Raw genomic sequence first — 26,332 nt, forward strand, 5'->3', positions numbered from 1 at the left:
ATGAAACCCATCTGCGCCAGCAGCGCGAACGCGATCGGCAGCACCATGGTCCAGAACGCCGCGTTGGCGAGCACCGCCTTGCGCGAGCGAACCGGCGCTGAGGAGCCGGAGGAACGTCCGCCCGCTGCAGGCGCCATGCCTGCGGGCCAGCCGATGAAGGTCACGACCGCCGGCAGCACCAGCACCATCATCGCGAGGGTCGCCGCCAGCATCGCGGAACGGAAGCCGATGCTGCCGGTCAGCGACAGCAGCAGCGGGACGAGAATGATGCCGCCGCAAGTCGCGCCGTTGAAGGCAAGGCTGAGCGCAAGCCCGCGCCGCTGCTCGAACCAGGAATTCAGCACGGTCGCGATCACCACCGTGCCCATGCCGGTCCAGCCGACCGACATCAGCGCATAGGCGAGATAAAGCTGCCAGGGCGTCTGCACCAGCGCCAGCAGCACGGTCGAAGCGCCGAGCGCCGACACGCCGCACAGGATCAGCGCGCGCAGCCCGATGCGCTCGAGCAGGTCATCGGTGAAGATGACGAGCACGGAGGTCAGGAGAAACGAGAAGGTGCTGGCCGCGGAGATCAGCGTGCCCGGCCAGCCGTGAGCGCGCTGCAACTCGGCGAGATAGACGCCTTGGCCGTAGAGGCCGAAGCCGAACATGAAGAAGGCCATCAGGAAGCACGCCAGCACGACCCGCCAGCCGCGATAATACGGTGAGGATTCGTCGATCCGGGGGGCGGCAATCATGAATCTGACGGTCTGTCTGAAGCGAACGGGGCCGGATCGTGCCCCACAACCAGCGGTTTTTCAAATGAAACATTGTAGCTAATTGTTGCGGCACGTAGCGGACCTGGCATTCATCGAGCGGCATGGCTCGTGCGATGATGGGATTGTCGGGGGAACGACGCTGCGCGTGCCTCAAAAATGACGACAACAACCTTCGTGAAATCTTCGCGCCGAACGAATAGTCTAACTCCATGCGACATCTTCTCCGCCTGGCTTGCTTCGTCCTCGCTCTCACCGGCACCCTCCCTGCTGCGGCCCAGAGCGCAGCCCCCGTCGAGCTGCGCATTCTCGCGATCAACGATTTCCATGGCCATCTGCGGCCGCCGCCGGGCGGCATCCGCATCAACGACCCCGAGGACAAGTCCAAGAAGGTGACGGTGGTAGCCGGCGGCGCCGAGTACATGGCGACGCTGCTGAAGCAGCTGCGCGAAGGACACAAGAACGCCATCTTCGTCGCCGCTGGCGACCTGATCGGCGCGAGCCCGTTTCTGTCGGCGATGTTTCACGACGAGCCCTCGATTGAGGCGCTCTCGATGATGGGCCTTGCGATCAGCTCGGTCGGCAATCACGAATTCGACGAGGGCAACACCGAGCTTCTGCGCATGCAGAACGGCGGCTGTCATCCCGTCGACGGCTGCCAGGGGCCGCATCCCTTCACGGGCGCCAAATTCCGTTATCTCGCGGCCTCCACCGTCGAGACCGCGACCGGCAAGAGCGTGCTGCCGCCCTACGAGATCAGGGAGTTCGACGGCATCCCCGTCGGCTTCATCGGCCTGACGTTGAAAGAGACCGCCGGCATCGTCTCGCCAGCGGGCATCGCCGGGCTCGAATTCCGCGACGAGGCCGAGACGGTGAACGCGCTGGTGCCGCAGCTGAAGTCGCGCGGCGTCGAAGCGATCGTGGTGCTGATCCACCAGGGCGGCGAGCCCGCCGGCGACTACAATGAATGCCCTGCCATCACCGGGCCGATCGTCGACATCGTCAGGAGATTCGACCGTGCCGTCGACGTCGTCGTCAGCGGCCACACCCACCGCGCCTACATCTGCGATATCGACGGGCGGCTCGTCACCAGCGGCGACAAATACGGCACGCTCGTCACCGCGATCGACCTCAAGCTCGATCCTGTGACTCGCGATATCGTCGCCGCCAAGGCCGAGAACGTCATCGTCGCCAATGCTTCGCTGGCCAGGGATCCCGAGCAGACCGCGTTGATCGACGCCTACGACAAGCTCTCCGCGCCGATCGCCAACCGGCCCGCCGGCTCGGTGACGCAGACATTGTCGCGCGTGCCGAACGAGGCCGGCGAAAGCGCGCTCGGCGATATCATCGCCGACGCGCAATTGCTCGCAACGCGCGATGCGAAGGATGGCAGCGCTGTCATCGCGCTCACCAATCCCGGCGGCATCCGGACCGACATCGTTCCAAAGGAGAACGGCGCGATCACGTTCGGCGACGTCTTCGCCAGCCAGCCGTTCCGCAATCGTCTTGTCACCATGACGCTGACGGGCAGCCAGCTCAAGGACTTGCTCGAGCAGCAATGGCTGGACCCGAAGCGGCCGCGGATTCTCCAGGTGTCGAACGGCTTCAGCTATACTTGGGATGCTTCAAAACCGTTCGGCGAGCGCGTCAGCCTCGAGAAGATGACGCTGGGCGGCAGGCCGATCGAGCCGGGAAGCGGCTACCGCGTCACGCTCAACGATTACCTCGCCGTCGGCGGAGACGGGTTTACCGTCGCCAAGCAGGGCACCGCGCCACAATACGGCGGTTACGATGCGGACGCGCTGTTCGCGTTCTTCCGGGCGCACGGGCCGGTCGGTCCGCTGCCGCCCCGGCGCATCCTGCGGGTGAATTGATCCGGATCAAGCGGGCAGCCCTTTGCCATTCCCGGCCAAGCGCTTAGATTGGATTTTGCATTGCGTTTTGGCGCCGGATGCGCCAACGACGGCAAAAGCCCGTTTTCCGTGAGGCCGACCTGATGAGCACGCTTCTCCTTTCCCACAAGGCCTGCCTCGACCATGTCACGCCGCCGGGACACCCTGAGAGGCCGGATCGCCTGCGCGCGGTGGAGGAAGCGTTGTCGCATGAGCGCTTCCAGTTCCTGGCGCGCGAGGAGGCGCCTGAGGGCGATCTCGATCTCGTCACGCTCTGCCACAACGAGCATTACGTCACCGAGCTGCGCCACATCGCGCCCACCAGCGGTCAGGTCTACATCGACGGCGACACCTCGATGTCCCCCGGCACGTGGGAGGCGGTGATGCGCGGCGTCGGCGGCGCGGTTGCGGCGACCGAAGCGGTGATGGCCGGCGAGCATCGCAACGCCTTCGTCGCGGTCCGCCCGCCCGGACATCACGCCGAGATCGGCAAGCCGATGGGCTTCTGCTTCTTCGACAACGTCGCGATCGCCGCGCGCCACGCCCAGCGCAAATACGGCATCAGGCGCGCGGCCATCGTCGACTTCGACGTGCATCACGGCAACGGCACGCAGGACATCTTCTGGTCGGACCCGACCGTGATGTACTGCTCGACGCACCAGATGCCGCTGTTTCCGGGCACCGGCGCCAAAAGCGAGCGCGGCGATCACGACACCATCGTCAATGCGCCGCTCGCCTCCGAGGACGGCGGCCCGGAATTCCGCGTCGCGTTCGAGAATCTGATCCTGCCGCAGCTCGAGAAATTCAGCCCGGAGCTCTTGATCATCTCGGCCGGCTTCGACGCGCATTATCGCGATCCCCTGGCTTCGCTCAACCTGCGCGCGGAGGACTATGCCTGGGTGACGCGCAAGCTGATGGACCTCGCCGACAAGACCGCCGGCGGCCGCGTTGTTTCGGTGCTCGAGGGCGGCTATGACCTGCAGGGACTGAAAGAATCTGTTACGGCGCATGTCGGCGCCCTGATGGGCGCTTGACCCACCCGCCACATTACGCCCGTAAAACTCTGCTTTCTCAAGGTGAAGCGAATCGGGCAATCGGAAACGGATATGGCCGAAAACACTCAAGTCGACGTCTCCAGGCTCACCTTCGAGCGCGCGATCGAGGAACTCGAAACGATCGTGAAGCGGCTCGAGGACGGCAAGGTGCCGCTCGAGGAATCCGTGACGATCTACGAGCGCGGCGAGGCCCTGAAGCGGCGCTGCGAGGAATTGTTGCGCCAGGCCGAGGCGCGCGTCGACAAGATCACCACCGATGCCAGCGGCCAGGCCACCGGCACGGCCCCGCTCGACGTCCAGTAATAAGAGTGCTCTCCCGCTCAGTCTTCTGCCCCCGCAGGGCGGCGCAAGACCGCGACGCAGGTCCGCGTAGAATGTGTTCGCGGTAAGCGTGGCCGCTGCGTCCTTATCGCAGTGCGCAGCTCCCGGCCGGCATGCGGTTCCCTGGCGGTGGATACGCCCCTGCCTTCGAATCGGGTCGTTGAGAGCTAGAAAAGCCCATACTCGGGCCAAAAAGCCTGCCAAGAACCGAGCAAGGCCGGAACCCCTTACCCCGCACCGAGGTTAACCACTTCTGGTCCGCGAGTTGCACCTGCATACCCCTAATCGGCCCAGCGGGTTGGCTTTGGCCTAAGCTTTGGTGTAAAGCTGCGCGGAGTGTGGCTTTTTGTAAGCCTTGCGTGGGCACCGCTTACCGACGACAAGCGCTTCAAACTGCTAATGAAATTGGCTTGGGACGGACGAAGCCGATCTAAGTGACAGGGATCACAGAGACTGAACCGGAGCACACTTAAGCTTACCTAAGCTTGAAGGCGGGGCCTTGCCCCGTGCAGGTGGCTCCGACGGTTATAGGACTCGCGCTGCGCCGATATTGTGCAAACCCATCGCGCACCGGAATGACCTTCCGGTGCTGACAAATTGGAAATCGCCGTGAACGCATACAGTAAGACGCCGCTTCTCGACACCATCCGGACGCCGGAAGATCTGCGCAAGCTCAAGGTCGAGCAGGTTCGCCAGGTTGCCGACGAGCTGCGGCAGGAGACCATCGATGCCGTCTCGGTGACCGGCGGTCACTTCGGCGCGGGCCTCGGCGTGGTCGAGCTCACCACCGCGATCCATTACGTCTTCGATACGCCGCGCGACCGGCTGATCTGGGACGTCGGCCACCAGGCCTATCCGCACAAGATCCTCACCGGCCGGCGCGACCGCATCCGCACGCTGCGCACCGGCGGCGGCCTGTCCGGCTTCACCAAGCGCAGCGAGAGCGACTACGATCCGTTCGGCGCGGCGCATTCCTCGACCTCGATCTCCGCCGGCCTCGGCATGGCCGTGGCGCGCGACCTCTCCGGCGGCAAGAACAACGTTATCGCCGTGATCGGTGACGGCGCGATGTCGGCCGGCATGGCCTATGAGGCCATGAACAATGCGGGGGCGATGAACTCGCGCCTGATCGTCATTCTCAACGACAACGACATGTCGATCGCGCCGCCAGTCGGCGCCATGAGCGCCTATCTGTCGCGCCTCTATTCCGGCAAGACCTATCGCACGCTGCGCGATGCGGCCAAGCAGATCAACAAGCGCCTGCCCAAGATCCTCGCCAACCGCGCCAATCGCGTCGAGGAATATTCCCGCGGCTTCATGATGGACGGCGGCACGCTGTTCGAGGAGCTCGGCTTCTACTATGTCGGCCCGATCGACGGCCACAACCTCGACCATCTCCTGCCCGTGCTGAAGAACGTCCGCGACATGGAGACCGGTCCGATCCTGGTCCACGTCGTGACGCAGAAGGGCAAGGGCTACGGCCCCGCGGAAGCCTCCGCCGACAAGTATCACGCCGTCGTCAAGTTCGACGTCGCGACCGGCACGCAGGCCAAGGCCAAGCCGAACGCGCCGGCTTATCAGAACGTGTTCGGCCAGAGCCTCGTCAAGGAAGCCCAGAAGGACGACAAGATCGTCGCCATCACCGCGGCGATGCCCTCGGGCACCGGCGTCGACATCTTCAACAAGGCCTTCCCCGACCGCACCTTCGACGTCGGCATCGCCGAGCAGCACGCGGTGACCTTTGCCGCGGGCCTTGCGACCGAAGGCTACAAGCCGTTCTGCGCGATCTACTCGACCTTCCTGCAGCGCGGCTACGACCAGATCGTCCACGACGTCGCGATCCAGAGCCTGCCCGTCCGCTTCGCCATCGATCGCGCCGGCCTCGTCGGCGCCGACGGTGCGACCCATGCCGGCTCGTTCGACAACGCCTATCTCGGCTGCCTGCCCAACATGGTGATCATGGCGGCGGCGGATGAAGCCGAGCTGGTGCACATGGTGGCGACCCAAGTTGCGATCGACGACCGTCCGAGCTCGCTGCGCTATCCGCGCGGCGAAGGCCGCGGCATCGAGATGCCCGAGGTCGGCATTCCGCTCGAGATCGGCAAGGGCCGCGTGATCCGCCAGGGCAGCAAGATCGCGCTGCTCTCCTTCGGCACCCGTCTCGCCGAATGCGAGAAGGCCGCCGACGAGCTCGCCGCCCACGGCCTGTCGACCACGATCGCCGATGCGCGCTTCATGAAGCCGCTCGACACCGAGCTGGTGCTCAAGCTCGCGCGCGACCACGAGATCCTGATCACGATCGAGGAAGGCTCGATCGGCGGCTTCGGCTCGCATGTCGCGCAATACCTGACCGATCAGGGCGTGCTCGACACCGGCATGGTCAAGTTCCGCTCGATGGTGCTGCCCGACGTGTTCCAGGATCACGACACCCCGGCCGCCATGTACGCCCGCGCCGGCCTCGACGCCAAGGGCATCGTCGCCAAGGTGTTCGAGGCGCTCGGCAAGGATGTGAAGACCGAGACGGTCAAGCTGGCTTGATTGTCGCGGCAGACGCTGAACCCCACCTCTCCCGTAGGGAGAGGTCGGATTGCTCCTGGCGATGCGAAGCATCGTCCAGTGCAATCCGGGTGAGGGGCTCAGATCCCACGTGAGAGCGTAACCCCTCACCCGCGCCTTTGGCGCGACCTCTCCCCTTGGGAGAGGTTTTGCACCGCCAACGTCGCGGCAACTCCGATGCCTTCTCAATCGGTCGTGCGATGAAAATCTATCTGGCAGGCCCCGACGTGTTCCTGCCGGATGCCGTCGAGATCGGCCGGCGCAAGGTCGAAATCTGCGCCGCGCACGGGCTTACCGGCCTTTATCCCCTCGACAACGCGATCGACCTCACCGCGTGCGACGCCTCGCGGCAGATTTTCTGCGGCAACGAGGCGATGATGGACGCGGCCGATGCCATCATCGCCAACCTCACGCCGTTCCGCGGCGCCGGCGCCGATCCGGGCACCGTCTACGAGCTCGGCTACATGGCCGGCCGCCGCAAATTCTGCCTGGCTTATTCCAACGATGGCGCCGTCTATGCCGACCGCCTCAGTCGCTTCATGGAGGTCACCTCCGAGAACGGGCGGCTGGTCGATGCCCAAGGGCTGACGGTCGAAGATTTCGGCCTCGTCGACAACCTCATGATGATCCATGCGCTGGAGCTGCACGGCTGCCCGCTGGTGACGCCGGCCACTATGCCGACCGACGTCTGGCACGATCTCACCGCGTTCGAGACTTGCGTCCGGATGGCGGCCGCGCGATTGATCGCTACATAAGCTTTTTAGTCGTCCGTCGGAGATCCGATGCCCCCTGCCCGCAAGCGCGCGGATGTATTGCTGGTCGAGCGCGGCCTGTTCGAGAGCCGGGCGCGGGCCCGCGCGGCGATCGAGGCCGGCCTCGTCACGGCCGACGACAAGCAAATCGCAAAGCCGTCGGAGACGATTGCCGAGGACGCGGTGATCCAGGCCGAGCCGGCGCACCCTTACGTCTCCCGCGGCGGCGTCAAGCTCGCCGGGGCGCTGGAGCGGTACCCGATCGAGATCGAGGACCATGTCTGCCTCGACGTCGGCGCCTCCACCGGCGGCTTCACCGAGGTGCTGCTGGCGAACGGCGCGAGCCTGGTGTTCGCCATCGATGTCGGAACCAGCCAGCTGCATCCCTCGCTGCGCGATCATCCCAAGATCGTGTCGATCGAGGAGACCGACATCCGCAGCTATGAGGGCAAGCGCCTGCCGGCGCGCCCCGATGTCGTCGTCATCGACGTCAGCTTCATCTCGCTGAAGTCGGTGCTGCCGGTGGCGCTGTCGCTGGCAGCCGCGCCGATGAGCCTGCTGGCGTTGATCAAGCCGCAATTCGAGGCTGACAGGAAGCACAACAAGAAGGGCATCATCCGCGATGCTGCCGTGCACCGGGAGATCTGCGACGACATCACAGCCTTCGCGGCATCGCTCGGCTGCACCGAGATCGACATATTCCCCTCGCCGATCACGGGCGGCGACGGCAATATCGAATTCTTCCTGGGCGCGCGCCGTGGTTGAGCGCATCAAGATCGATCATGTCGGCCATCGCGGCGACGGCGTCTGCCTCGACGCCGGCGAAGCAATCTATGTGCCCTATACGCTCGGCGGCGAGACCGTCGAGGTCGATCACGTCGCAGGCCATCATCCCGACCGGCGCAAGCTGCTGGCAGTTGAAGTCGCAAGCCCGGAACGTGTCGAGCCGTTCTGTCCGCATTTCGGCGTGTGTGGCGGCTGCGCCATCCAGCATTGGGCGAACGAGCCGTATCGGGCCTGGAAGCGCAATATCGTGATCGAAACGCTGGCGCAGGCCGGCATCGATTGCGAGGTGGCGCCGCTGGTCGACGCTCATGGCGCCGGGCGCCGGCGCATCACGCTGCACGGCCGGTTCGGCACGCACGATATCCTCAAGGTCGGCTTTTCGGCTGCGAGCTCGCACGACGTCATCCCGATCCATCGTTGTCCGATCCTCGATCCCGCGCTCGAGGGCGCACTCGACGCCGCCTGGGCACTCGCCGAGCCGCTGACGTCCAAGATGCCGGTGACCAAGCCATTGGACATACAGGTCACCGCGACTGCCAACGGGCTCGATGTCGACGTGCGCGGCTCGGGCCCGCTGCCGACGGCGCTGGTCACGGCGCTGTCGCGCGTCGCCGAACAGCACCGCCTGGCGCGGCTGACCCGGCATGGCGAGCTGGTGCTGCAACGCCTGCCGCCGACGGTGAGGATGGGCCGCGCCGAGGTGACGCTTCCGCCGGGCTCCTTCCTGCAGGCGACGGTAGCGGGCGAAGAGACGCTTGCGGCACTCGTCGCAGAGCGCATCGGCAAGGCCAAGGAGGTGCTCGACCTCTTCTGCGGCGTCGGTCCGTTTGCGCTCAGGCTCGCGGAGAAGGCGCGCGTTGCAGCCTATGACAGCGACGCCGGCGCCATCGCGGCGCTGGCGAAAGCTGCGCGAACACCTGGCCTGAAGCCGATCAAATGCGAGCCCCGCGACCTGTTCCGCCGCCCGCTGGTGCCGCAGGAGCTCCGGGACTTCGACGCCGTGGTGTTCGACCCGCCGCGCCAGGGCGCGCAGGCGCAGGCGCTGAAGCTTGCGGCGAGCAAGATGCCGATCGTGATCGCCGTGTCCTGCAACGCCGCGACCTTTGCCCGCGACGCACGGCTCTTGATCGACGGCGGCTATCGGCTGGAGTCCGTGGTACCGGTCGACCAGTTCCGCCACACGCCGCATGTCGAGCTGGTGGCGCGGTTCAGCCGCTGACTCGGGCAGCTACGCCGAGGCCTCGAATTGCGGCTGCCATCGCAACAGGTAGGACTGCAGCGAGCGCACCGCGATCGCCAGCAGGATGCCGACGAACATCATGACGAAGATGGCCACCATCATCTCGCTGGCATTGGCCCGCGCCTCGGCTTCGATGATGAGCTTGCCGAGCCCGCGCTCGGCGCCGATGAACTCGCCGACAATGACGCCGATCAGCGCGAAAGAAACGGCCGGCAGGAGCGAGGCAAACACCCAGGCGAGCGCGGACGGGATCACGACCGTGCGCAGCACCGTGAATTCGCTGGCGCCGAGCAGGCGGGCGGCAGCGATCTGGTCACGGTCGACCGCACGCGTTCCTTCGAAGGTATTGAAGAACACCACGAAGAACACGACGAGCCAGGCGGTTGCGATCTTGGAGAGGTCACCGAGGCCAAAGATCAGGATGACGAGCGGGACCAGCGCAATGCGCGGTATGGAGTTGAGCGCCACGATGTAGGGGCTGAACACGCGAGAGAGGAAATCGGAACGGCCGAGCACCAGGCCGGCCGCGATCCCGCTCGCCGAGCCGAACAGAAAGCCCCACCAGGTGTTCTTCAACGTGACGAGTGTGGCAAGCCATAGATTGTTGTCGCTGCCCTTGATGCAGGCGGTAAAGCCGGTCGCGTCTGCGAAGCAGCCAAGCCGCAAGAAACTCTGCCAGATCAGCGACGGCTTGGCGACGAAATAGGGATCGAGGATTTTCGGCACGTAGGCCTTCGGCAGCAACGTCTTGCTCCATTCGAAGCCCCACTGCCAGACGACGAGAACGACTGCGAGAATGGCCAATTGCCAGAACAGGATGACGGTGCGGCTGTTGGACATGATCAGTCGGCCCTGGTGCGGCGGAATTCTTCGCCGAGGGAATGCCAGATATGGGAATAGAGCCGGGCGAACTCGGCCGTCTCACGCACGGCCACGGGATCGCGCGGACGCGGAATGGCGACGTCGAAGTCTTCCTTGAGACGCCCGGGGCGCGCCGAGAGCAGAATGATGCGGCTCGCCAGCGTCAAGGCTTCGCCGAGATCGTGAGTCACAAACAGAACGGTCTGCCGCTCGCGTTCCCAGATCTCCAGCAGCGTCTTGTGCATCTCGAGCTTGGTGTGGGTGTCGAGCGCGCCGAACGGCTCGTCCATCAGCAGGATCTCGGGCTCCAGGATCAGCGTGCGCATCAAGGCGACACGCTGGCGCATGCCGCCGGACAGCATGCGCGGGAAGCTCTGCGCAAAGCCTGCAAGGCCGGCCTTCTCGATGGCGGTGGCAACGCGCGCGGCGCGCTCGCTCTTTGGCACTCCCGCGATCTCCAGCCCATAGCCGATGTTCTGCTCCACGGTCCGCCACGGAAACAGCGTATCGCGCTGGAAGACATAGCCGACCCTGGGGTTGACCTCGCCGGTCTCGACCGTGTCCTGGTCGATCAGGATGCGTCCGCCGGAGCGCGGCAACAGCCCCGCGACCATATTGAGAATGGTGCTTTTGCCGCAGCCGGATGGACCGAGCAGCGCGACGAACTCGCCCTGCTTGACCTCGAAGGAAACGTCATCCACCGCCACGAACTCGCGTCCGGACGCGTTGAAGCGCTTGGCAAGACCCTGTACGGCGATGCGCGTGCGCGCAGCCGCTGTTCGATCCTCGTCGCGCGCGAGCGCGAGGCTCTGGCTTGGCGCGGCGATCATTTGTATTTCGCCCTGGCCGCCTGAAGGAAGCTCATGTCGACCGCATCCTCGTACCTGGTCTCGGGAATGTCCGTGCTCTTGCGGTACCAGGGCTTGGCGCCGCGCTCGAACGACGCCTTGTCGATGACGCCGTCATAGGCCCAGGTCGACTTGTCGAAGCCGAGCTCGGCGCTGACGGCATCGGGATCTATCCCTGAAAAATACTTCGGCGTGACCAGCGCCTGCACCTCCGCGAGCGGCGCCGCCTTCACAAAAGCCATCGCCCGGTAGATCGCGTTGACGTAGGCCTGCACCATCGCCTTGTCCTGCTGGACCGTGTCCTGGAGCGTGTAGATCACCAGCACGGGCAACGTCCCGCCGAAATCCTTCTCGAACACGCCAGGCTTCGACGTGTCGTAGATCGTCCGGCCAAAACCCTTCTTCTCGACCTCGACGATCCAGCTCGGCGGCGCCACGATGGCGTCGAACTGCTTGGTCTGCAGCGATGGGAACATCGTGTTGGGCCCGCCGCCCGCAACCCAGTTCACCTTGTTGCCGAGCCCACGCGCTTCGAACACATAGGTGCCGTACACCCAGGTGCCTGACCCGATGGCGGTCGCGGCAACGATCGGCTTGGCGCCGTCGGGGCGCTTGTAATCCGCGAGCTTCTCGATCGAATTGATGCCGCTCTCGTAGAGGTCCTGCCGGACCACGATGTTGGCGTAGGAGCATACCATCTCGGTCGCGAGCAGCATCCTGCAGGGCTTGCCGCGCGCACCGAGCTGGAGCGGATGGCTGGCATCGCCGTGCGCGAACAGCGCCTGCCCCGCCGCCAATGTCTGCCGGCCGAACGTACCGGCATTGCCGGTAACGAGCTTGGAGTCGAGCCCTTCGTCCTTGAAGTACCCCTTCAGCTCCGCGATCATGCCGACGGCGTAAACCGGCGACACCGGCCCGAAAGCGAGCGAGACCTGCTTGGCCTCCGCACGCAATGGCCCCGGCAGCAGTGACGCGCCGGCCCATGCAGACCCCGCGAACAGCGCCTGGCGTCTCGAAATGCTCATGTGATCCTCCTCCCTTGGTTCTTGTTCAATCGCGCGGTCCGTCAGGACGGCGGGACCTTGATTGTCCCTGCTTGTCGCAGCTGTTCGATCTCATCCGGCGACATCCCGATCTCGCGCAGGATCTCGCCGCTGTGCTCGCCAATACCGGGTGGATCGTAGCGGTTGGACAGCCGCTTTCCGTCCATGGCAATCGGCAACAGCGGTGTCTTGACCTCATTACCGTCAGGCAAACGGATGTCGGTCAGGCCGCCGGATTGGTTGAGATGCGGATCATCGAAGAGATCGCCGGGCTTGTTCACCGGTGCGTAGGGCAGATCGAGCTGCTCGAGCCGCGCGGCGAGATCGGCCTTGTCCCATTGCTTGAAGATATTTGCGATTTCCGGGATCAACCAGCCGCGATGATCGACCCGGTCATTGCTGGTCGCAAAGCGTGGATCGGAGAGCCAGGCTTCGCGATCGAAGGCGCGGCAGAACGCTTCCCATTGCTCTTCACCGACGATGGTGACGAACAGTTTCGAACCATCCCTGGTGTCGAAGAGGTCGTAGACGGGCCACGGGCTGTCCTTGATCGAATAGGGGATCGATGGCTGCCCGCTGACCACCTCGCACATCATCGCCTGGGCCATCAGGAACACGTTGTTCTCATACAGCGCACTCTGGATGTAGCGGCCCCGGCCGGTACGCTGCCGCTCGGCGAGCGCGGCCTGGATCGCGATCACACCGAACATGCCGCCCATGACGTCATTGACCGAGGCGCCGGCGCGCATCGGCCTGTCGGGCAAACCGGTCATGTAGGCGAGGCCGCCCATCATCTGCACGACTTCGTCGAGCGCCAGGCGGTTCTCGTAAGGACCAGGCAGATAGCCCTTGAGCGAGCAATAGATCAGGCGCGGCGCGAAAGCCGCGACGCTCTCGTAGTCGAGACCAATCCGCTTCAACAGGCCCGGCCGGAAGTTCTCGATCAGCACGTCGCTGTGCTCGATCAGTCTGCGTGCGATGTGCTGGCCCTGTGCTGTCGACGTGTCCAGAGCGATGCTGCGCTTGTTGCGGCTGTAGGTCGCAAAGAAGCCAGCGGCAGGTCCCTTGAAGGCGCGGGTACGGTCACCTTTGGGCGGCTCGACCTTGATCACGTCGGCACCGAGATCGGCCAGGATCAAGCCGCAGCTCGGCCCCATCACCATCTGGCTGAATTCGATGACCCGAAGGCCCGCCAACGGACGAAGCTCAGATCCCGTCTCACGCACAGCCATGGTCATGCCGCGCTCCGCAGGAGCTTGGGAATTCCGGCCTCGTGCAGATGCCCGGTCAGATGGTCTGCGGGGATGTGGCGGGCGAGAATCTCGCGGGTCTGCAGCAGGCGGTCGAGGTCGATGCCGGTGGAGAGCCCCATGCGCTCCAGCATGAACACCAGATCCTCGGTGACGATGTTGCCGCGTGCGCCCGGAGCGAAGGGACATCCGCCGAGGCCGGATACGGCGGCATCGAAACGGCGAATGCCCGCTTCAACGCCGGCGACGGCATTGGCCAGGCCGGCGCCGAGCGTATCGTGCAGATGCAGCCGCAGCGTCATTTGCGACCCGAGCTCGCGCTGCACCGCCCCGACGATCTGCCGGATCGATTTCGGCGTCGCATAACCGACGGTGTCGGCAAGCCCGATCTCGTCGGCACGCGCTTCGGCAAAAGCGCGCGCAACCCGGCACACCGCCGCTTCGCTCACCTCCCCTTCCAGCGAGCAGCCGAAGGAGGTGGAGATCGCCCCCATCAAGCGCGGCCGCTGCCCCAACGGCCGGGCGTCGATCGCAGCGCGGACTGCGCGAAACCCCTCGACCTGCTCGTCGACCGAGCGGCGCACGTTTGCGCGGTTGTGCGTCTCGCTGGCCGAGATGACGAAATAGACGGCGTCGACGCCGGCGCCGATGGCGCGCTCGGCGCCCTTCGGGTTCGGCACCAGCGCACCGATGAGAGTCGATTTGTGCATGAGCGCATGCGCCATCACCGCATCAACGTCGGCGAATTGCGGCACGACCTTCGGCGGGACGAACGACCCGGCATCGATCTCGCGTATGCCCGCGGCGGCGATCATGTCGATCAACGCGCATTTGGCCTCGGTCGGAACGAAGATGTCCAGGTTCTGAAGACCATCGCGGGGCGCGACCTCGCAAATGTGGACATCGGGCTCGCGGGCCATGTGGGTCTCCCTGGGGACGATTGTATATTGTTGCATAAAAGAACAATCCATGAGACAGTCTGTCAAGCCCTAAAACTTGCGTGCACTGCAATGAGCGCCACCGACAGTTCCCGACCGCGCAGCGACAAGAACGGTTCCGAGCGGGCCGAGCAGCTCGCCGGCCTGATCATGGCGCTAGCCCGCCGCGAAGGCATGAAGGCCGGAGACCGCTTGGTCGAACAAAGGCTTGCGGATGCGCTGGATCTTTCACGCGCGCCGATCCGGCTCGGCCTGAAGGCCCTGGAAGCGGCGGGGCTGGCGCGCGGCGAGCCGCATCGCGGCTTCGTGCTGGCGAAGAATCCGACCAGCGGCGCCGCCCAACCGGCGCTCGCGGCCGTCAGGCGCGGCGAGCAGGTTTATACGGCCATCGCAGGGGACGTGCTCGCGAGCCGACTCCCAGCCGACGTCACGGAGGCGGAGCTCTTGCGCCGCTATGATCTGAGCCGCGCGGAGTTGCAGCGGCTGCTGGACCGTATCGCCGCCGAGGGCTGGATCGCACGCCTGCCCGGCTATGGCTGGCGTTTCGCGGAGACGGTCTCGAGCCCCGAAGCGCAGGCGCAGGCCAAGGCGTTTCGCGCGGTGATCGAGCCGGCGGCGATCGCACAGCCCGGCTTTGCACTGCCCCAGGAGGTGATCACACGCCTGCGTGAGCGCCAACAGCGGGTCTTCGACGGCGAAATCGAGAAGATGACGATTGGCGAGATCTTTCACTCCGGCTGCGAATTCCACGAGGAGATCATCCGCGGAACAGGCAATCCATTCTTCCTCGAAGCGCTCAAGCGTGTGAACTCGATCAGGCGCCTGTTCGCCTATCGCAGCTTCGCCGATCGTGACGGCATGAGGCGGCACGTGCGCGAGCATCTGCGCCTGCTCGACGTTCTGGAAGCGCGGCGCTACAGCGAAGCCGCCGACCTGATGGCCCGGCACCTGCAGCGTCCGCTGGTCGCCGGCGTATCGTGATCCTGCCGACCTTGATTCCGGTCAATCTTCTCGGCGCCGCCTGGCGCTAAGAATGCCTCATCATGGGGTGTGGAGCGGAAGTCCGTGGCCAACCGGCGACAATTCATCACGACCGCGCTCGGGCTTTCTGCGGCAGCGATCGGCAGCCCTTCCGCCGCGCTGGCGGCGATGACCTATGACGAGGCCGTCAGCTCGTCACGGGCTCCGCTGCGAGCAGCGCCCAGGGATCGCGAGCTCGTCCGGTTTGCGACGCTTGCGGCCAACAGCCACAACACCCAGCCGTGGATCTTCGCCGTCCGCGGCAATGTCATCACGATTGCGCCTGACGTCGCGCGGCGCTGTCCGGCCGTCGATCCGGACGATCATCATCTCTTCGTCAGTCTCGGCTGTGCCGCCGAAAACCTCATCCTCGCCGCGGCCACGCTGGGCTGGCGCGCCGATCCGGTCGTCGACGGCGATCGCATCGTGATCACGCTCGACGAGGCCGCTCCTGCCGCATCGGCCCTGGCCGATGCAATTCCCGTCAGGCAATGCACCCGCGCGGCCTTCGCCGGCAAGCCTGCCGCGCCCGAGATCCTGCGCCAGCTCGAGAACGCCTGCCGGCAACCCGGCGTCGCTGCGATCCTGATCACCGAGCGTGCCGGAATGGCTGAGGTCGCCGACTATGTGCTCGAAGGCAATTCGGCGCAGATGCGCGACAAGGCCTTCATGCGCGAGCTCGTCGACTGGATCCGCTTCAACGAGGCAGAGGCGGTCGCGACCATGGACGGGTTGTTCGCGCCCGCATCGGGAAATCCTGCGCTGCCGTCCTGGATAGCCCGGCCGCTTCTGAAGCTGTTCTTCACCGAAAGCGGAGAAAACAAGAAATATCGCGAGCAGCTCGACAGCTCGGCCGGTGTCGTCGTGCTTGCTGCCGATCGCAGCGACACCTCGCACTGGATCGCGGTCGGCCGCGCCTGCCAGCGCTTCGGCTTGCAGGCGACCGCACTGGGACTGAAATATTCCTTCGTCAACCAGCCGGTCGAGGTCGCAGCACTGAGGCAGCAATTCGCGACCCGGCTCGGCCTCGGCGAACGACGCCCCGACATCGTGATGCGCTTCGGCACCGGCCCAAGCCTGCCGCAATCGCTGCGGCGTCCGCCGGAGCTGGTGATGCGACCCTAGCGCCGAAGGCCGCTCAGCGCCGGCGATTCGCCGGGCAGCATGTTCGATCTGATGTCGCTGTCCATGCGGCCCGAATCCTGCTGGGCGTAGCCGACACCGAACGACAGGCTGAGATTTGAGGTCGGCTTGAATTCGACACCCGCAAACCCGCCATAACCGGGCCCGGCGCTGGAGGTGAGCGGCGCCAATGAGCTGCCGATGCCGTTGCCGTATTTCAGCGTGTCGAAGCCGGCAAAGAAGGTGACGGGCATGCCGCCGGCGGTCTTCATCTGATAGCCAAATTGCGTGCTGTCATAAGAGAGCGCGCTGAAATTGCCGAGCGAGCCCGCCTGGTTGAAGCCGCTCAATCCGAGATTTCCGCGTTCGCGACCGATGACGAAGCCGTTCGCAGAGCTCGTACGCCAATCGGCCTCTCCGGCGTTGAAGCCCGCAAAGTTGCCATAGCTGTCGGAGCTCAGGCCGGCAGCGCCGCCAAGGCCGAAAGGCCCGCCGGGAATCCAATATCGCAGCGGCGCCACTTGCGCGTGAACCGGCGCTCCGCCGAGGCAGAACACGGCGAGAGCTGCAAGAGCGCATGAGCGTGCAAGGTCGAACATTCTGGCTACCGTCTAAAAGCCCTTAAAACTATACTCCTCGACCATCATCAATGCCAGCGGAGTGACCGCGCCGGCCCTCGCGGCCGCAGTTCTTTCGGGGAACCGCACCTGATGCCGGACGATCCGCTGCTCACCCGCCTGACATCCGTTGTTGCCGATGTACCTGGCGTTCAAGCTGTCGTACTCGGCGGCTCTCGCGCGCGGGGCCGCGCGCATGCGGCCTCGGACTACGATATCGGACTCTATTTCAAGTCAGCGCTGGACATCGGACGGTTGCTGGCCGCCGCGAAGACGATCGCGGACGATCCCGCCGCCACGACGGTGACGCCCGTCGGAGAATGGGGGCCCTGGATCGTCGGCGGCGCCTGGCTTTCGGTGGGAGGCTGCAAGGTCGACCTGCTCTATCGCGACGCCGACGCGGTCGAGGCCGGCATGGAATCCTGCGGCGCCGGCGTGGTCACCATGGACTACCAACCCGGCCATCCACATGGCTTCTGCTCGGCGATCTGGATGGGCGAGATCGCATATTGTCAGCCGCTGCACGATCCGACCGGCCTGATTGCCCGATTCAAGTCGATCGCACTTCCCTATCCGGAAGCTCTGCGCAGCGCCCTGATCCGGCGCTTCCAATGGGAAGTCCTGTTCAGCATCGAAAATGCCGAGCTCGCGGCCGCACGCAACGAAAGGACCCATGTCGCGGGATGCCTCTACAGGTCGCTCGCCTGCGTCGCGCAGGTACTGTTCGCGCTGAACGAGCGCTATCTGATCAACGAGAAGGGGGCGCTGCAGGAGGCAGCCGGCCTGCCGCTGACGATTCCACACCTGGTGGAGCAGGCCGACGAAATCTGGCGACTTGTCGCTGATGGCGGTTTCGCGCAGGCCTGCGCAATGCTGCGGCAGGTCGACCGAGAATTGAAGGCGCTGGCTCACCCCGGCGGAACAGCGCCGTAAAGGGTTATGCGGTCTTGTCGACCGAAGACGACGAATCCGCCGGCGGATATTTTGTCACCGGCACCATGAAGGATTTGGTGCCGACCTGGTAGATGATCTTGCCGTTCTGCCCGTCGTCGGTCGCGATCTGCGTCTGTCCGAACATGATGACGTTCTTGTAGACGAAGCCGGTGCCCTTGCGGGTGACGCCGTCGGTGGTGACGCTGACCTCGGCCTCCTTGCCATTGACCGACAGCACCTTGAAGCTCGCGCTCTTGCCGTTCTCGCTGGAATAGCCGCCCCAGCTTCCCATCAGGCGGCTGTCGGACGCCGGCGGGTCCTGCTTTTGCAGATTTGCGGTCTGCTTGCCGACGCCCCCGAACGAGAACAGCATCACCATGTTCTTGCCGTCCTTGGTGCCGACCGTAACCCCGCCGAAGGTGATGAGCGTGCCCTGAACCTCGCCGAAGCCGCGCTCGGTGCGTCCGTTGTAGGTGTACTCGACCTGCGCCCGGGCCCCGCGGATGTTGACGACCTTGAAGCCGACGGGCTGGTTGTTGCCGACCCAATTGCCCTTCCACTCACCGAGCAGAGCGCTCTGCCGGTACAGCCGCTCGTTGGCGGGCGAAATCTGGCTGGTGCTCGATGTGACGATGGCCATTGGATTGCTCGGACGGGCCTGACAAACCCGCTTTCGCACGCTTGGGCAGGTCAGGATGCCGGCGGGAACGAACAGTAACGATGCGATTAGGGCCACGCACCCGTTAACGAGCCGTTAAGCGCGCGCGTTGGCTGGGCGGGCAAAAGGTCTCAGCCGGAACTGGCGGGCGTGATGCCGCCGGAAAAAACCGCCCCCTCACCGCCCCCAGCGATCGGACCAGATCTTCTCGCCGATGAGGCAATTGACGCGCGGCTCCTTGTCGGCAACCGGCATCACGGGCCGCTCCGGGGTGCGGCCGGCGACTTCCATCAGCAGCTTGGTGCGGATCGCTTCCTTGAACTTGTCGCGCTCCTTGATCGTGATGACGAAGGACCCCGGCCCTCCGATGACGCAGTCCTCGTAATAAAGATCGAGATTGTCGATATCCATGGTCGAATAGGACGGCTCCTTGACCATGATCGGCAGGCCGTTGATGACGATGCCTTTCTCCAGCGCGGCGTCACGCGCCATCGTGACCGGGCCGCCATTGTTGTTCGGACCGTCGCCGGAAATGTCGATGACACGGCGCAGGCCGCGATAGGGATCCTCGTCGAACAGCGGCATCGCGAAGTTGATCGCGCCTGAAATCGAGGTGCGCGAAGCGCGCCGGATCGGCGTCTTCATGATCTCGGCGGCAACCGCGTCCGCCGTCTCCGGACCATCGATCAGCCGCCAGGGAATGATGATCTTCTGGTCGCTGGAGGCGGCCCACTCGAAATAGGTCACTGCGATGCGGCCGTTCGGGCCGAGCTTCAGCGCCTGCAGGAACTCCTTCGACTGGATCGCCTGTGCATAGCCCTCGCGCTGGATCGCGAGCTCGTCCATGTCCATCGAGTAGGACACGTCGACCGCGAGGATCAGCTCGACATCGACGCTCTGCGCGTCCTTGTCGGCCGCAAGCCGCTGCGGTTGAGTTCTGGGCGATTCGAATTTGGGTCCTGGTGCCGCGATGCCCGCGACGTCCCCTCCGGCGAACATGCCGGCCACCAGCACAGCCCCGATCGAGAACAGCAAACGCATCGCAGTCTCCCGTCGTATGACGCGATGGTGACATGCAATCGGCTTGCCGCAAAGGCCGAAGATCGCTTGTGCTTCACATTCGAGTTAGGAATTCACACGTTACGCAAGTCTGCCGCCATGTTGCCGCGCTTGCGTCGGGAACAGGGGCGATCTCAAGAGCCGTCGTTCCGGGACTCGCGAAGCGAGGGCCCGGAATCCAGCTGCCGGCGGAGGCACGCGACCCCGCCCACTTGTCCGGCACGATTTCCATGCTAGGTTGGTCGCACAGATGGGGATGGAGTCCCCCGACAACCGCCCGGCGGTCGATGACCTCATGGGCTGATGACTCCTGCTCGAGGAGAGGCAATCTTGGGCCTCTGCCTTTGGCGGGAGCATGGACACACCCGCCGATGGCGGGTTTTTTGTTGCCTGCTGGCGGCCGGCAGGCGAATGCGAGGGGACGACGAAGACGTGACGACACCGAATGCCGTACGTACCACGCTGCCCAGAGGGATCTGGGTGCTCGGCTTTGTCTCGATGTTCATGGACATCTCCTCCGAGATGATCCACGCGCTGCTGCCGGTCTATCTCGTCACCGTGCTCGGCGCCTCCACCCTCACCGTCGGCTTCATCGAGGGCATTGCCGAGGCGACCGCCTCGATCACCAAGATCTTCTCCGGTGCGCTGTCGGACTGGCTCGGCCGCCGCAAACTGCTCGCCGCGCTCGGCTATGGGCTGGCCGCCTTCACCAAGCCGCTGTTCCCGCTCGCGCCCAGCGTCGGATGGCTGGTAGCGGCGCGCTTCATCGATCGAGTCGGCAAGGGCATTCGCGGCGCGCCGCGCGATGCGCTGATCGCCGATATCGCCCCGGTCGGCCTGCGCGGCGCGAGCTTTGGCCTGCGGCAATCGCTCGACACGATCGGCGCCTTCGTCGGGCCGCTCGTGGCCATCGGCCTGATGTGGTGGACGGCCGACAATTTTACCCTCGTGTTCTGGGTGGCGGTGCTGCCGGCCTTCCTGTCCTTCGGGCTGATCGCGTTCGCGGTGAAGGAGCCGGAGCCCGATCCGAGCCGGAAACGTGCGGAAAATCCGCTCAATCTCGCCGCAATGCGCCAGCTCGGAGCGGTCTATTGGCGCGTCGTCGCCGTGGGCGTCGTGTTCACGCTCGCGCGCTTCAGCGAGGCCTTCCTAATCTTGCGCGCACAGAACATCGGGCTCGACGTGATGTGGGTGCCGGCTGTACTGGTGCTGATGAACGTCGCCTATGCACTGTCGGCCTATCCGGCCGGCGTGCTGTCGGACCGGATCAACCGGACCGGCCTGCTCGCGCTCGGCCTGGTCTTCCTCGCCGCGGCCGACCTCGCGCTGGCGCTGCTCCCGAGCCTTGCGGGCCTCGCGCTCGGAGTCGTGCTGTGGGGACTCCATATGGGACTGACGCAGGGCCTGCTCTCGGCCATGGTCGCCGATGCCGCCCCGCCAAGCCTGCGCGGCACCGCCTTCGGCTATTTCAACCTGTTCACCGGGCTTGCCTTGCTGGCTGCGAGCGTGATCGCGGGTGCGCTGTGGGACGCCTATGGACCGGCGGGAACGTTTCTTGCCGGGCTTGGATTCGCGCTGGTTTCGCTGGTGGGGCTGCTCGCCGTCGGCAAAGGTCTGGCCACCGAGGGCAAGTGAAGCAAATGGCGAAGTGGGGAACGAGACATTGAACATTCAATACATCCTCGCCGTTGCCGGCGGCGGAGCGCTCGGCGCGGTCATACGCTATCTCGTTGCGATCGGGTCGGGCCGCGCGTTCGGTACGGATTTTCCGTGGGGCACGCTGATCGTCAACGTCACCGGATCGTTCCTGATCGGCATTTTCACCGCGCTGTTCGCGACCAAATGGAACCTGCCGCAGGCCGCGCGGATGTTTCTGACGGTCGGAGTTTGTGGCGGATACACGACGTTCTCGACGTTCTCGCTGGATGCCTGGTATCTGATCGAGCGCGGCCAGACATGGGCATCTGCCGCCTACATGATTGCGTCGGTCGTGCTGTCGGTGGGCGCTCTGATCGCCGCATTACAGCTCGTTCGCGCACTTCCGTAACTCGCGCAGGCGCAAGTCGTGCATTCCTGCCCAGCCGCGACGGCATAGTGGCGAGCGGCCGCATATCTTGGAGCGCTCCCCGCTCCTGCGGTATGATGTGTTGGCTGGTGGCTCATTCGAGCCAGGGCGTTTCGGGACACGATGAACGACACCGTCACCAAACCGAAAACCAGGACCAGGACCAAGGTCGAGCGGCCGAAGCTCCACAAGGTCATCCTGATCAACGACGACTACACGCCGCGTGAATTCGTCACCATGGTGCTGAAGGCCGAATTCCGCATGACCGAGGATCAGGCCTACAAGGTGATGATCACCGCGCACAAGCTGGGCGCCTGCGTGGTGGCCGTATTCACCAAGGACGTCGCCGAAACCAAGGCAACGCGCGCCACCGACGCCGGCCGCGCCAAGGGCTATCCGCTATTGTTCACGACGGAGCCGGAGGAATAGGCTTCATCCTGCGACGATGAATGTCCTTCAGCTCAGTGCATATCACGCCATCACCACCGTCGTCTCCTCCGCCAGCCCGTAGACGCGCTGCGCCTTGGAAAATCCTGCGATCGGAAACTCGCCGAGCTGGTGCCAATCATGGCGGCAGACATTGGCAAAACCTTCCGAGGCGACGACGGTCCGCCCCAGGCGCCCCGTGATCTTCTCCAGCCTTGCCGCGAGATTGACCGCCGGGCCGATGCAGGTGAAGTCGAGGCGATTGCCGCCGCCGATATTGCCGTACAGGATGTTGCCGACATGCAGCGCGACGCCGAAGCGGAAGCGCTCGACGGCGTCGCCCACCGGAAAGGCGAGCGCCTCGACGCTGGCGCGCGAGTCGCGCGCCGCCTCCAGCACCTGCGCGCAGACATGAGCGGCATCGCCGACATATTCGTCGATCGGGAACACGGCGAGCAGGCCGTCGCCCATGAACTTCAGCACCTCGCCGCCATGGTCTCGGATCGCCGTGACCTGGCAGTCGAAATAATGATTGAGGATCTGGACAACCGTCTCGGGCGGCAGCCGGTCCGACAGCGCGGTGAAGCCGCGCAGGTCCGACAGCCAGATCGCCGCCTGCATGGTGTCGTTGTGACCGCGGCGGATCTGGCCGCCGAGGATGCGCGCGCCGGCGCGATTGCCGACATAGGTGTCGAGCAGCATCTCGGCGGTGCGGCGCATAGTGATGATCTCGCTGATGCGTGCGAGCGGCGCTATGAGAGCTCGGATGGCTGCGATGTCGTCGTCGCTGAAGCCGCCGGGCTGCCGCGTGATCCAGCTCGTCGCGTGAATGGAGCCGTCGAGAAAAGGCACCGGCACCGCGATATAATCGGTCGCGCCTTCGGCGTGCATGTCCTCGAGGAACGGAAATCGCTTGCTGTCGGGGTCGCCTGCGCGGCCCCTGACCTCGATGCCCTGCTCGAAAACCACGCGAAGCGGGCTGTGGGCGAATTGGGGCGTGTCCAGGATCTCAAAATCGACGCTGCCGATTTCAACTCCCTCGCCCTGCCGCCAGATGAAGTTGCGGCCGAAGACTTCGGGATGCAGCGTGCGGATGAAGATGCCGAACCGCCACAGCGGCAGGCCGGCCGCGACCAGACGTTCACAGAAATCGGCAATCCCTACGGCCGACTCCTGAGCCGCCCAAGTGCCGTCGATCAGCCAGTTGGAGATGCGCTGAAGCTCGGAGCTGTTCATGGCCGCATTTGCGGACGAAGTTGCAGGGCCGTCAAGCTGCGCGGTGGACTAGAACCGCGAGTTCAACGCCCGACCTGTCCGCGATCGCGCAGGAAGTGATCGGCCAGCACGCAGGCCATCATGGCCTCGCCGACGGGGACGGCGCGGATGCCGACGCAGGGATCGTGGCGGCCCTTGGTGAAGATCTCGGTCTCGGTGCCTTGCCGATCGACGGTGAGACGCGGCTGCAGGATCGACGAGGTCGGCTTCACCGCGAAACGTACCACCACGGGCTGCCCGGTGGAGATACCGCCCAGCACGCCGCCGGCGTGGTTGGAGAGGAAGCGCGTGCCGTCATTGCCGGAGCGCATCTCGTCGGCGTTCTGTTCGCCCGTCAGTTCTGCCGCACCAAAACCGGCGCCGATCTCGACGCCCTTCACCGCGTTGATGGTCATCATCGCGCCCGCCAGATCGGAATCGAGCTTGGCGTAGATCGGCGCGCCGAGACCTGCCGGCACGCCCTCGGCGACGACCTCGATCACGGCGCCGATCGAGGAGCCGCTTTTGCGGATGCCATCGAGATAGGTCTCGAAGAACGCGGCCTTGTCCTTGTCGGGACAGAAGAAGGGATTCTTGGCGACCTCGTCCCAGTCCCACTTGTCGCGGTCGATCTTGTGCGGGCCGATCTGCACCAGGGCGCCTCGCACCTTCACATCCGGCAGCACTTTCCGCGCGATGGCGCCTGCGGCAACGCGCATCGCGGTCTCGCGCGCCGAGGAGCGCCCGCCGCCGCGATAATCGCGCAGGCCGTACTTCGCCTCATAGGTGAAGTCGGCATGACCGGGACGAAACTTGTCCTTGATCTCGGAATAATCCTTCGAGCGCTGGTCGGTGTTCTCGATCAGAAGGCCGATTGGCGTGCCCGTCGTCACCTGAGCGCCGGTCTCGGGATGGGCCATCACGCCGGACAGGATCTTCACCTGGTCCGGCTCCTGGCGCTGGGTGGTGAAGCGCGACTGGCCGGGACGGCGCCGGTCGAGATCCCGCTGGATGTCGGCCTCGGTGAGCGGGATCATCGGCGGGCAGCCGTCAACCACGCAGCCGATCGCCACCCCATGACTCTCGCCGAAGGTTGTGACGCGGAACATGTGGCCGAAAGTGTTGAAGGACATCGCTGCTCGCGGGTTCGTAAGTCAATGCTGACTTAACTCGCCCTGAAATAGGGGTCAAATATCGGCGAAGCCGTCATGGCCGGGCTTGTCCCGGCCATCCACGTTCTTGGTGGCTGCGACCACGAAAGTCCGTGGATGCCCGGGACAAGCCCGGGCATGACGGCGGGGGCGAGGCAGCGCTCCGGGCTAACTAAACTTCTCCAACCGCCCGTCGCGGAACACGTAGACGGCGCCCTGCTCGATATAGAGCTCGGCGGCGCTGGCGGGCGTCTCGAGGCCCAAGGCCACCATCAGGGCTCGGCAGGTCCCGCCATGGGCCACTGCGACGGTGTCGGACAGGAGCTGGTCGTACCAGGTGCGCACGCGGACCTGCACGTCGGCGTAGGTCTCCCCGCCCGCAGGCCCCACGGTCCATTTGTCGGCGAGGCGCCTTGCATAGATGTCCGGATCCCTCGCCTCACTCTCGGCCAGCGTCAGCCCCTCCCAGGTGCCGTAGCCGATCTCGCGCAGACGATCGTCGAGCGCGTAATCGGCAGGCGGCAATTCGAGCTTGCCGCGCGCGAGCTCCATGGTCTGGCGCGCACGGCCGAGCGGGCTCGACACGTAAGCCAGCGCGGCCTTGTCGCGCCCGTCGCGCTTGAACAGCTCGGCGAGAATGCCGCCGGCCTGCACGGCCTGGCTGCAGCCGCGCGCGTTCAGCGGAATGTCCCTGGTGCCCTGAAGCCTGCCGAGCGCATTCCACTCGGTCTCGCCGTGGCGAAGATAGTAGATCGTAGGCTTGGGCATTTCAGTTAGAGGCTAGTCCTTCCCGCCAAGCGAGATATCAGGCGCATCCGGCCGCTTCATGCCGAGCACGTGATAGCCGGAATCGACGTGGTGCACCTCGCCGGTGACGCCGCGCGATAGGTCGGAAAGGAAATACAGCGCGCTGCCGCCGACGTCTTCGGTGGACACGTTGCGCCGCATCGGCGCGTTGGTCTCGTTCCACTTCAGGATATAGCGGAAGTCGCCGATGCCGGACGCCGCCAGCGTCTTGATGGGACCTGCCGAGATCGCGTTGACGCGGATGTTCTTCTCGCCGAGATCGGCAGCGAGATAGCGCACGCTTGCTTCCAGCGCCGCCTTGGCCACGCCCATCACGTTGTAGTGCGGCATCCACTTCTCGGCGCCGTAATAGGAGAGCGTGATCAGCGAGCCGCCATCCGTCATCAGCTTCTCGGCGCGCTGCGCCACCGCCGTGAACGAATAGCAGGAGATCAGCATCGACTTCGAAAAATTCTCCTGCGTGGTGTCGACGTAGCGGCCGTCGAGTTGCTCGCCATAGGCGATCGCATGCACCAGGAAGTCGATCTTGCCCCATTTCTCCTTCAGCACCGCGAAGACGGCATCGATGGTTGCGGCATCGGTGACGTCGCAATGGCCAAGCACGAGGCCGCCGATCTCGGCGGCGAGCGGCTCGACGCGCTTCTTCAGCGCATCGCCCTGATAGGTGAAGGCGAGCTCGGCGCCCGCGGCGTGGCATGCCTTGGCGATTCCCCAGGCGATCGAGCGGTTGTTGGCGACGCCGAGGATGACCCCGCGCTTTCCTTGCATCAGACCCGAATTCTGCGCCATTTTTGCACGTCCCGTCGAACTCTCGTTGAGGTCTGGAGGTACACCAGCCCTCCCCTGCGGTACAGCCCTAATCCGCAGCATTAACGCTGTTTCGAGTGCCGGAATAGCCGTTCCGCTTGGGTGTTATGATCGCT

At 65.0% G+C, this 26,332-nt stretch carries 26 protein-coding genes and 1 riboswitch; of the genes, 13 read left to right on the forward strand and 13 right to left on the reverse strand.

Features of this window, described 5'->3' with window-relative positions:
• A partial coding sequence (locus tag XF30_RS39565; protein WP_244609043.1) for an MFS transporter occupies positions 1-737 on the reverse strand: 737 nt, incomplete at its 3' end.
• Between the two features lie 230 nt (positions 738-967).
• Between XF30_RS39565 and XF30_RS29415 the strand changes: the two genes are divergently transcribed.
• From XF30_RS29415 to XF30_RS29445, 7 genes are all read left to right on the forward strand, one after another.
• Positions 968-2,629, forward strand: a complete 1,662-nt coding sequence (locus tag XF30_RS29415) for a bifunctional metallophosphatase/5'-nucleotidase (protein WP_109144611.1) — start codon at positions 968-970, stop codon at positions 2,627-2,629.
• A gap of 122 nt (positions 2,630-2,751) precedes the next feature.
• Positions 2,752-3,681, forward strand: a complete 930-nt coding sequence (locus tag XF30_RS29420; RefSeq protein ID WP_109145896.1) for a histone deacetylase family protein — start codon at positions 2,752-2,754, stop codon at positions 3,679-3,681.
• Between the two features lie 72 nt (positions 3,682-3,753).
• A complete protein-coding gene (locus XF30_RS29425; protein WP_008132970.1) occupies positions 3,754-4,005 on the forward strand; it encodes an exodeoxyribonuclease VII small subunit in 252 nt (83 codons plus the stop codon).
• Between the two features lie 627 nt (positions 4,006-4,632).
• On the forward strand, positions 4,633-6,561 hold the full coding sequence (dxs, locus tag XF30_RS29430; RefSeq protein ID WP_036004129.1) for a 1-deoxy-D-xylulose-5-phosphate synthase: 1,929 nt from the start codon (positions 4,633-4,635) through the stop codon (positions 6,559-6,561).
• 218 nt (positions 6,562-6,779) lie between these two features.
• Entirely contained in the window at positions 6,780-7,334 is a 555-nt protein-coding gene (locus XF30_RS29435) for a nucleoside 2-deoxyribosyltransferase (RefSeq protein WP_109145897.1), read from the forward strand.
• A gap of 27 nt (positions 7,335-7,361) precedes the next feature.
• The gene (locus tag XF30_RS29440; protein WP_109144612.1) at positions 7,362-8,096 is read left to right on the forward strand and encodes a TlyA family RNA methyltransferase; all 735 of its coding nucleotides are present in this window, start codon (positions 7,362-7,364) and stop codon (positions 8,094-8,096) included.
• Positions 8,089-9,336 carry a class I SAM-dependent RNA methyltransferase gene (locus tag XF30_RS29445; protein WP_109144613.1) on the forward strand — a complete coding sequence of 416 codons (1,248 nt, stop codon included), beginning with the start codon at positions 8,089-8,091 and terminating at the stop codon, positions 9,334-9,336. Before XF30_RS29440 ends, XF30_RS29445 begins: the two co-directional genes overlap by 8 nt.
• A gap of 9 nt (positions 9,337-9,345) precedes the next feature.
• On the opposite strand, the gene XF30_RS29450 is transcribed toward XF30_RS29445, so the two are convergent.
• Genes XF30_RS29450 through XF30_RS29470 form a run of 5 tightly spaced genes read right to left on the reverse strand, consistent with a single transcriptional unit; the run spans position 9,346 to position 14,279 of the window.
• Positions 9,346-10,197 (reverse strand): ABC transporter permease, encoded by an 852-nt coding sequence (locus tag XF30_RS29450; RefSeq protein ID WP_036004112.1) that lies wholly within the window; start codon positions 10,195-10,197, stop codon positions 9,346-9,348.
• Between the two features lie 2 nt (positions 10,198-10,199).
• Positions 10,200-11,048 (reverse strand): ABC transporter ATP-binding protein, encoded by an 849-nt coding sequence (locus tag XF30_RS29455; RefSeq protein ID WP_109144614.1) that lies wholly within the window; start codon positions 11,046-11,048, stop codon positions 10,200-10,202.
• Entirely contained in the window at positions 11,045-12,091 is a 1,047-nt protein-coding gene (locus XF30_RS29460; RefSeq protein ID WP_109144615.1) for an ABC transporter substrate-binding protein, read from the reverse strand. Before XF30_RS29460 ends, XF30_RS29455 begins: the two co-directional genes overlap by 4 nt.
• 41 nt (positions 12,092-12,132) lie before the next feature.
• Positions 12,133-13,347: a CaiB/BaiF CoA transferase family protein gene (locus XF30_RS29465; protein ID WP_109144616.1), complete on the reverse strand. Its 1,215-nt coding sequence runs from the start codon at positions 13,345-13,347 to the stop codon at positions 12,133-12,135.
• Positions 13,344-14,279, reverse strand: a complete 936-nt coding sequence (locus tag XF30_RS29470) for a hydroxymethylglutaryl-CoA lyase (RefSeq protein ID WP_109144617.1) — start codon at positions 14,277-14,279, stop codon at positions 13,344-13,346. The genes XF30_RS29465 and XF30_RS29470 overlap by 4 nt, the downstream gene beginning before the upstream one ends.
• Here XF30_RS29470 and XF30_RS29475 point away from each other — a divergent pair.
• Both XF30_RS29475 and XF30_RS29480 read left to right on the forward strand, forming a co-directional pair.
• On the forward strand, positions 14,256-15,278 hold the full coding sequence (locus tag XF30_RS29475; protein WP_225143588.1) for a GntR family transcriptional regulator: 1,023 nt from the start codon (positions 14,256-14,258) through the stop codon (positions 15,276-15,278). The genes XF30_RS29470 and XF30_RS29475 overlap by 24 nt on opposite strands.
• Before the next feature lie 84 nt (positions 15,279-15,362).
• On the forward strand, positions 15,363-16,442 hold the full coding sequence (locus tag XF30_RS29480) for an Acg family FMN-binding oxidoreductase (protein ID WP_192893284.1): 1,080 nt from the start codon (positions 15,363-15,365) through the stop codon (positions 16,440-16,442).
• On the opposite strand, the gene XF30_RS29485 is transcribed toward XF30_RS29480, so the two are convergent.
• A complete protein-coding gene (locus tag XF30_RS29485; RefSeq protein ID WP_109144619.1) occupies positions 16,439-17,038 on the reverse strand; it encodes a hypothetical protein in 600 nt (199 codons plus the stop codon). The two genes, XF30_RS29480 and XF30_RS29485, sit on opposite strands and share 4 nt — an antisense overlap.
• A 111-nt stretch (positions 17,039-17,149) precedes the next feature.
• On the opposite strand from XF30_RS29485, the gene XF30_RS29490 reads away from it, so the two are divergent.
• Positions 17,150-17,989: a nucleotidyltransferase domain-containing protein gene (locus XF30_RS29490; RefSeq protein ID WP_109144620.1), complete on the forward strand. Its 840-nt coding sequence runs from the start codon at positions 17,150-17,152 to the stop codon at positions 17,987-17,989.
• A gap of 4 nt (positions 17,990-17,993) precedes the next feature.
• Here XF30_RS29490 and XF30_RS29495 read toward each other — a convergent pair whose 3' ends face one another.
• Together XF30_RS29495 and XF30_RS29500 are read right to left on the reverse strand one after the other, a co-directional pair.
• On the reverse strand, positions 17,994-18,629 hold the full coding sequence (locus tag XF30_RS29495; RefSeq protein WP_109144621.1) for a hypothetical protein: 636 nt from the start codon (positions 18,627-18,629) through the stop codon (positions 17,994-17,996).
• Between the two features lie 195 nt (positions 18,630-18,824).
• Positions 18,825-19,688 (reverse strand): DUF1194 domain-containing protein, encoded by an 864-nt coding sequence (locus XF30_RS29500; RefSeq protein ID WP_109144622.1) that lies wholly within the window; start codon positions 19,686-19,688, stop codon positions 18,825-18,827.
• A gap of 261 nt (positions 19,689-19,949) precedes the next feature.
• Positions 19,950-20,026, forward strand: a riboswitch (Fluoride riboswitch).
• Between the two features lie 91 nt (positions 20,027-20,117).
• Between XF30_RS29500 and XF30_RS29505 the strand changes: the two genes are divergently transcribed.
• From XF30_RS29505 to clpS, 3 genes are all read left to right on the forward strand, one after another.
• Complete coding sequence (locus XF30_RS29505; RefSeq protein WP_109144623.1) at positions 20,118-21,341, forward strand: MFS transporter; 1,224 nt, start codon at positions 20,118-20,120, stop codon at positions 21,339-21,341.
• Positions 21,342-21,369: 28 nt separating this feature from the next.
• Entirely contained in the window at positions 21,370-21,753 is a 384-nt protein-coding gene (gene crcB, locus XF30_RS29510) for a fluoride efflux transporter CrcB (RefSeq protein WP_036026142.1), read from the forward strand.
• Positions 21,754-21,894: 141 nt separating this feature from the next.
• A complete protein-coding gene (gene clpS, locus XF30_RS29515) occupies positions 21,895-22,200 on the forward strand; it encodes an ATP-dependent Clp protease adapter ClpS (RefSeq protein ID WP_036004073.1) in 306 nt (101 codons plus the stop codon).
• 42 nt (positions 22,201-22,242) lie between these two features.
• On the opposite strand, the gene XF30_RS29520 is transcribed toward clpS, so the two are convergent.
• From XF30_RS29520 to fabI, 4 genes are all read right to left on the reverse strand, one after another.
• Entirely contained in the window at positions 22,243-23,433 is a 1,191-nt protein-coding gene (locus XF30_RS29520) for an adenylate/guanylate cyclase domain-containing protein (protein ID WP_109144624.1), read from the reverse strand.
• 62 nt (positions 23,434-23,495) lie between these two features.
• A complete protein-coding gene (aroC, locus tag XF30_RS29525; protein WP_036026145.1) occupies positions 23,496-24,584 on the reverse strand; it encodes a chorismate synthase in 1,089 nt (362 codons plus the stop codon).
• A 186-nt stretch (positions 24,585-24,770) separates the two neighbouring features.
• The gene (locus tag XF30_RS29530) at positions 24,771-25,370 is read right to left on the reverse strand and encodes a histidine phosphatase family protein (protein WP_036004064.1); all 600 of its coding nucleotides are present in this window, start codon (positions 25,368-25,370) and stop codon (positions 24,771-24,773) included.
• Positions 25,371-25,382: 12 nt separating this feature from the next.
• On the reverse strand, positions 25,383-26,198 hold the full coding sequence (fabI, locus tag XF30_RS29535) for an enoyl-ACP reductase FabI (protein ID WP_018648668.1): 816 nt from the start codon (positions 26,196-26,198) through the stop codon (positions 25,383-25,385).
• Positions 26,199-26,332: the final 134 nt, after the last annotated feature.

Source organism: Bradyrhizobium sp. SUTN9-2, from assembly GCF_003122645.1.
Lineage (GTDB): Bacteria > Pseudomonadota > Alphaproteobacteria > Rhizobiales > Xanthobacteraceae > Bradyrhizobium > Bradyrhizobium yuanmingense.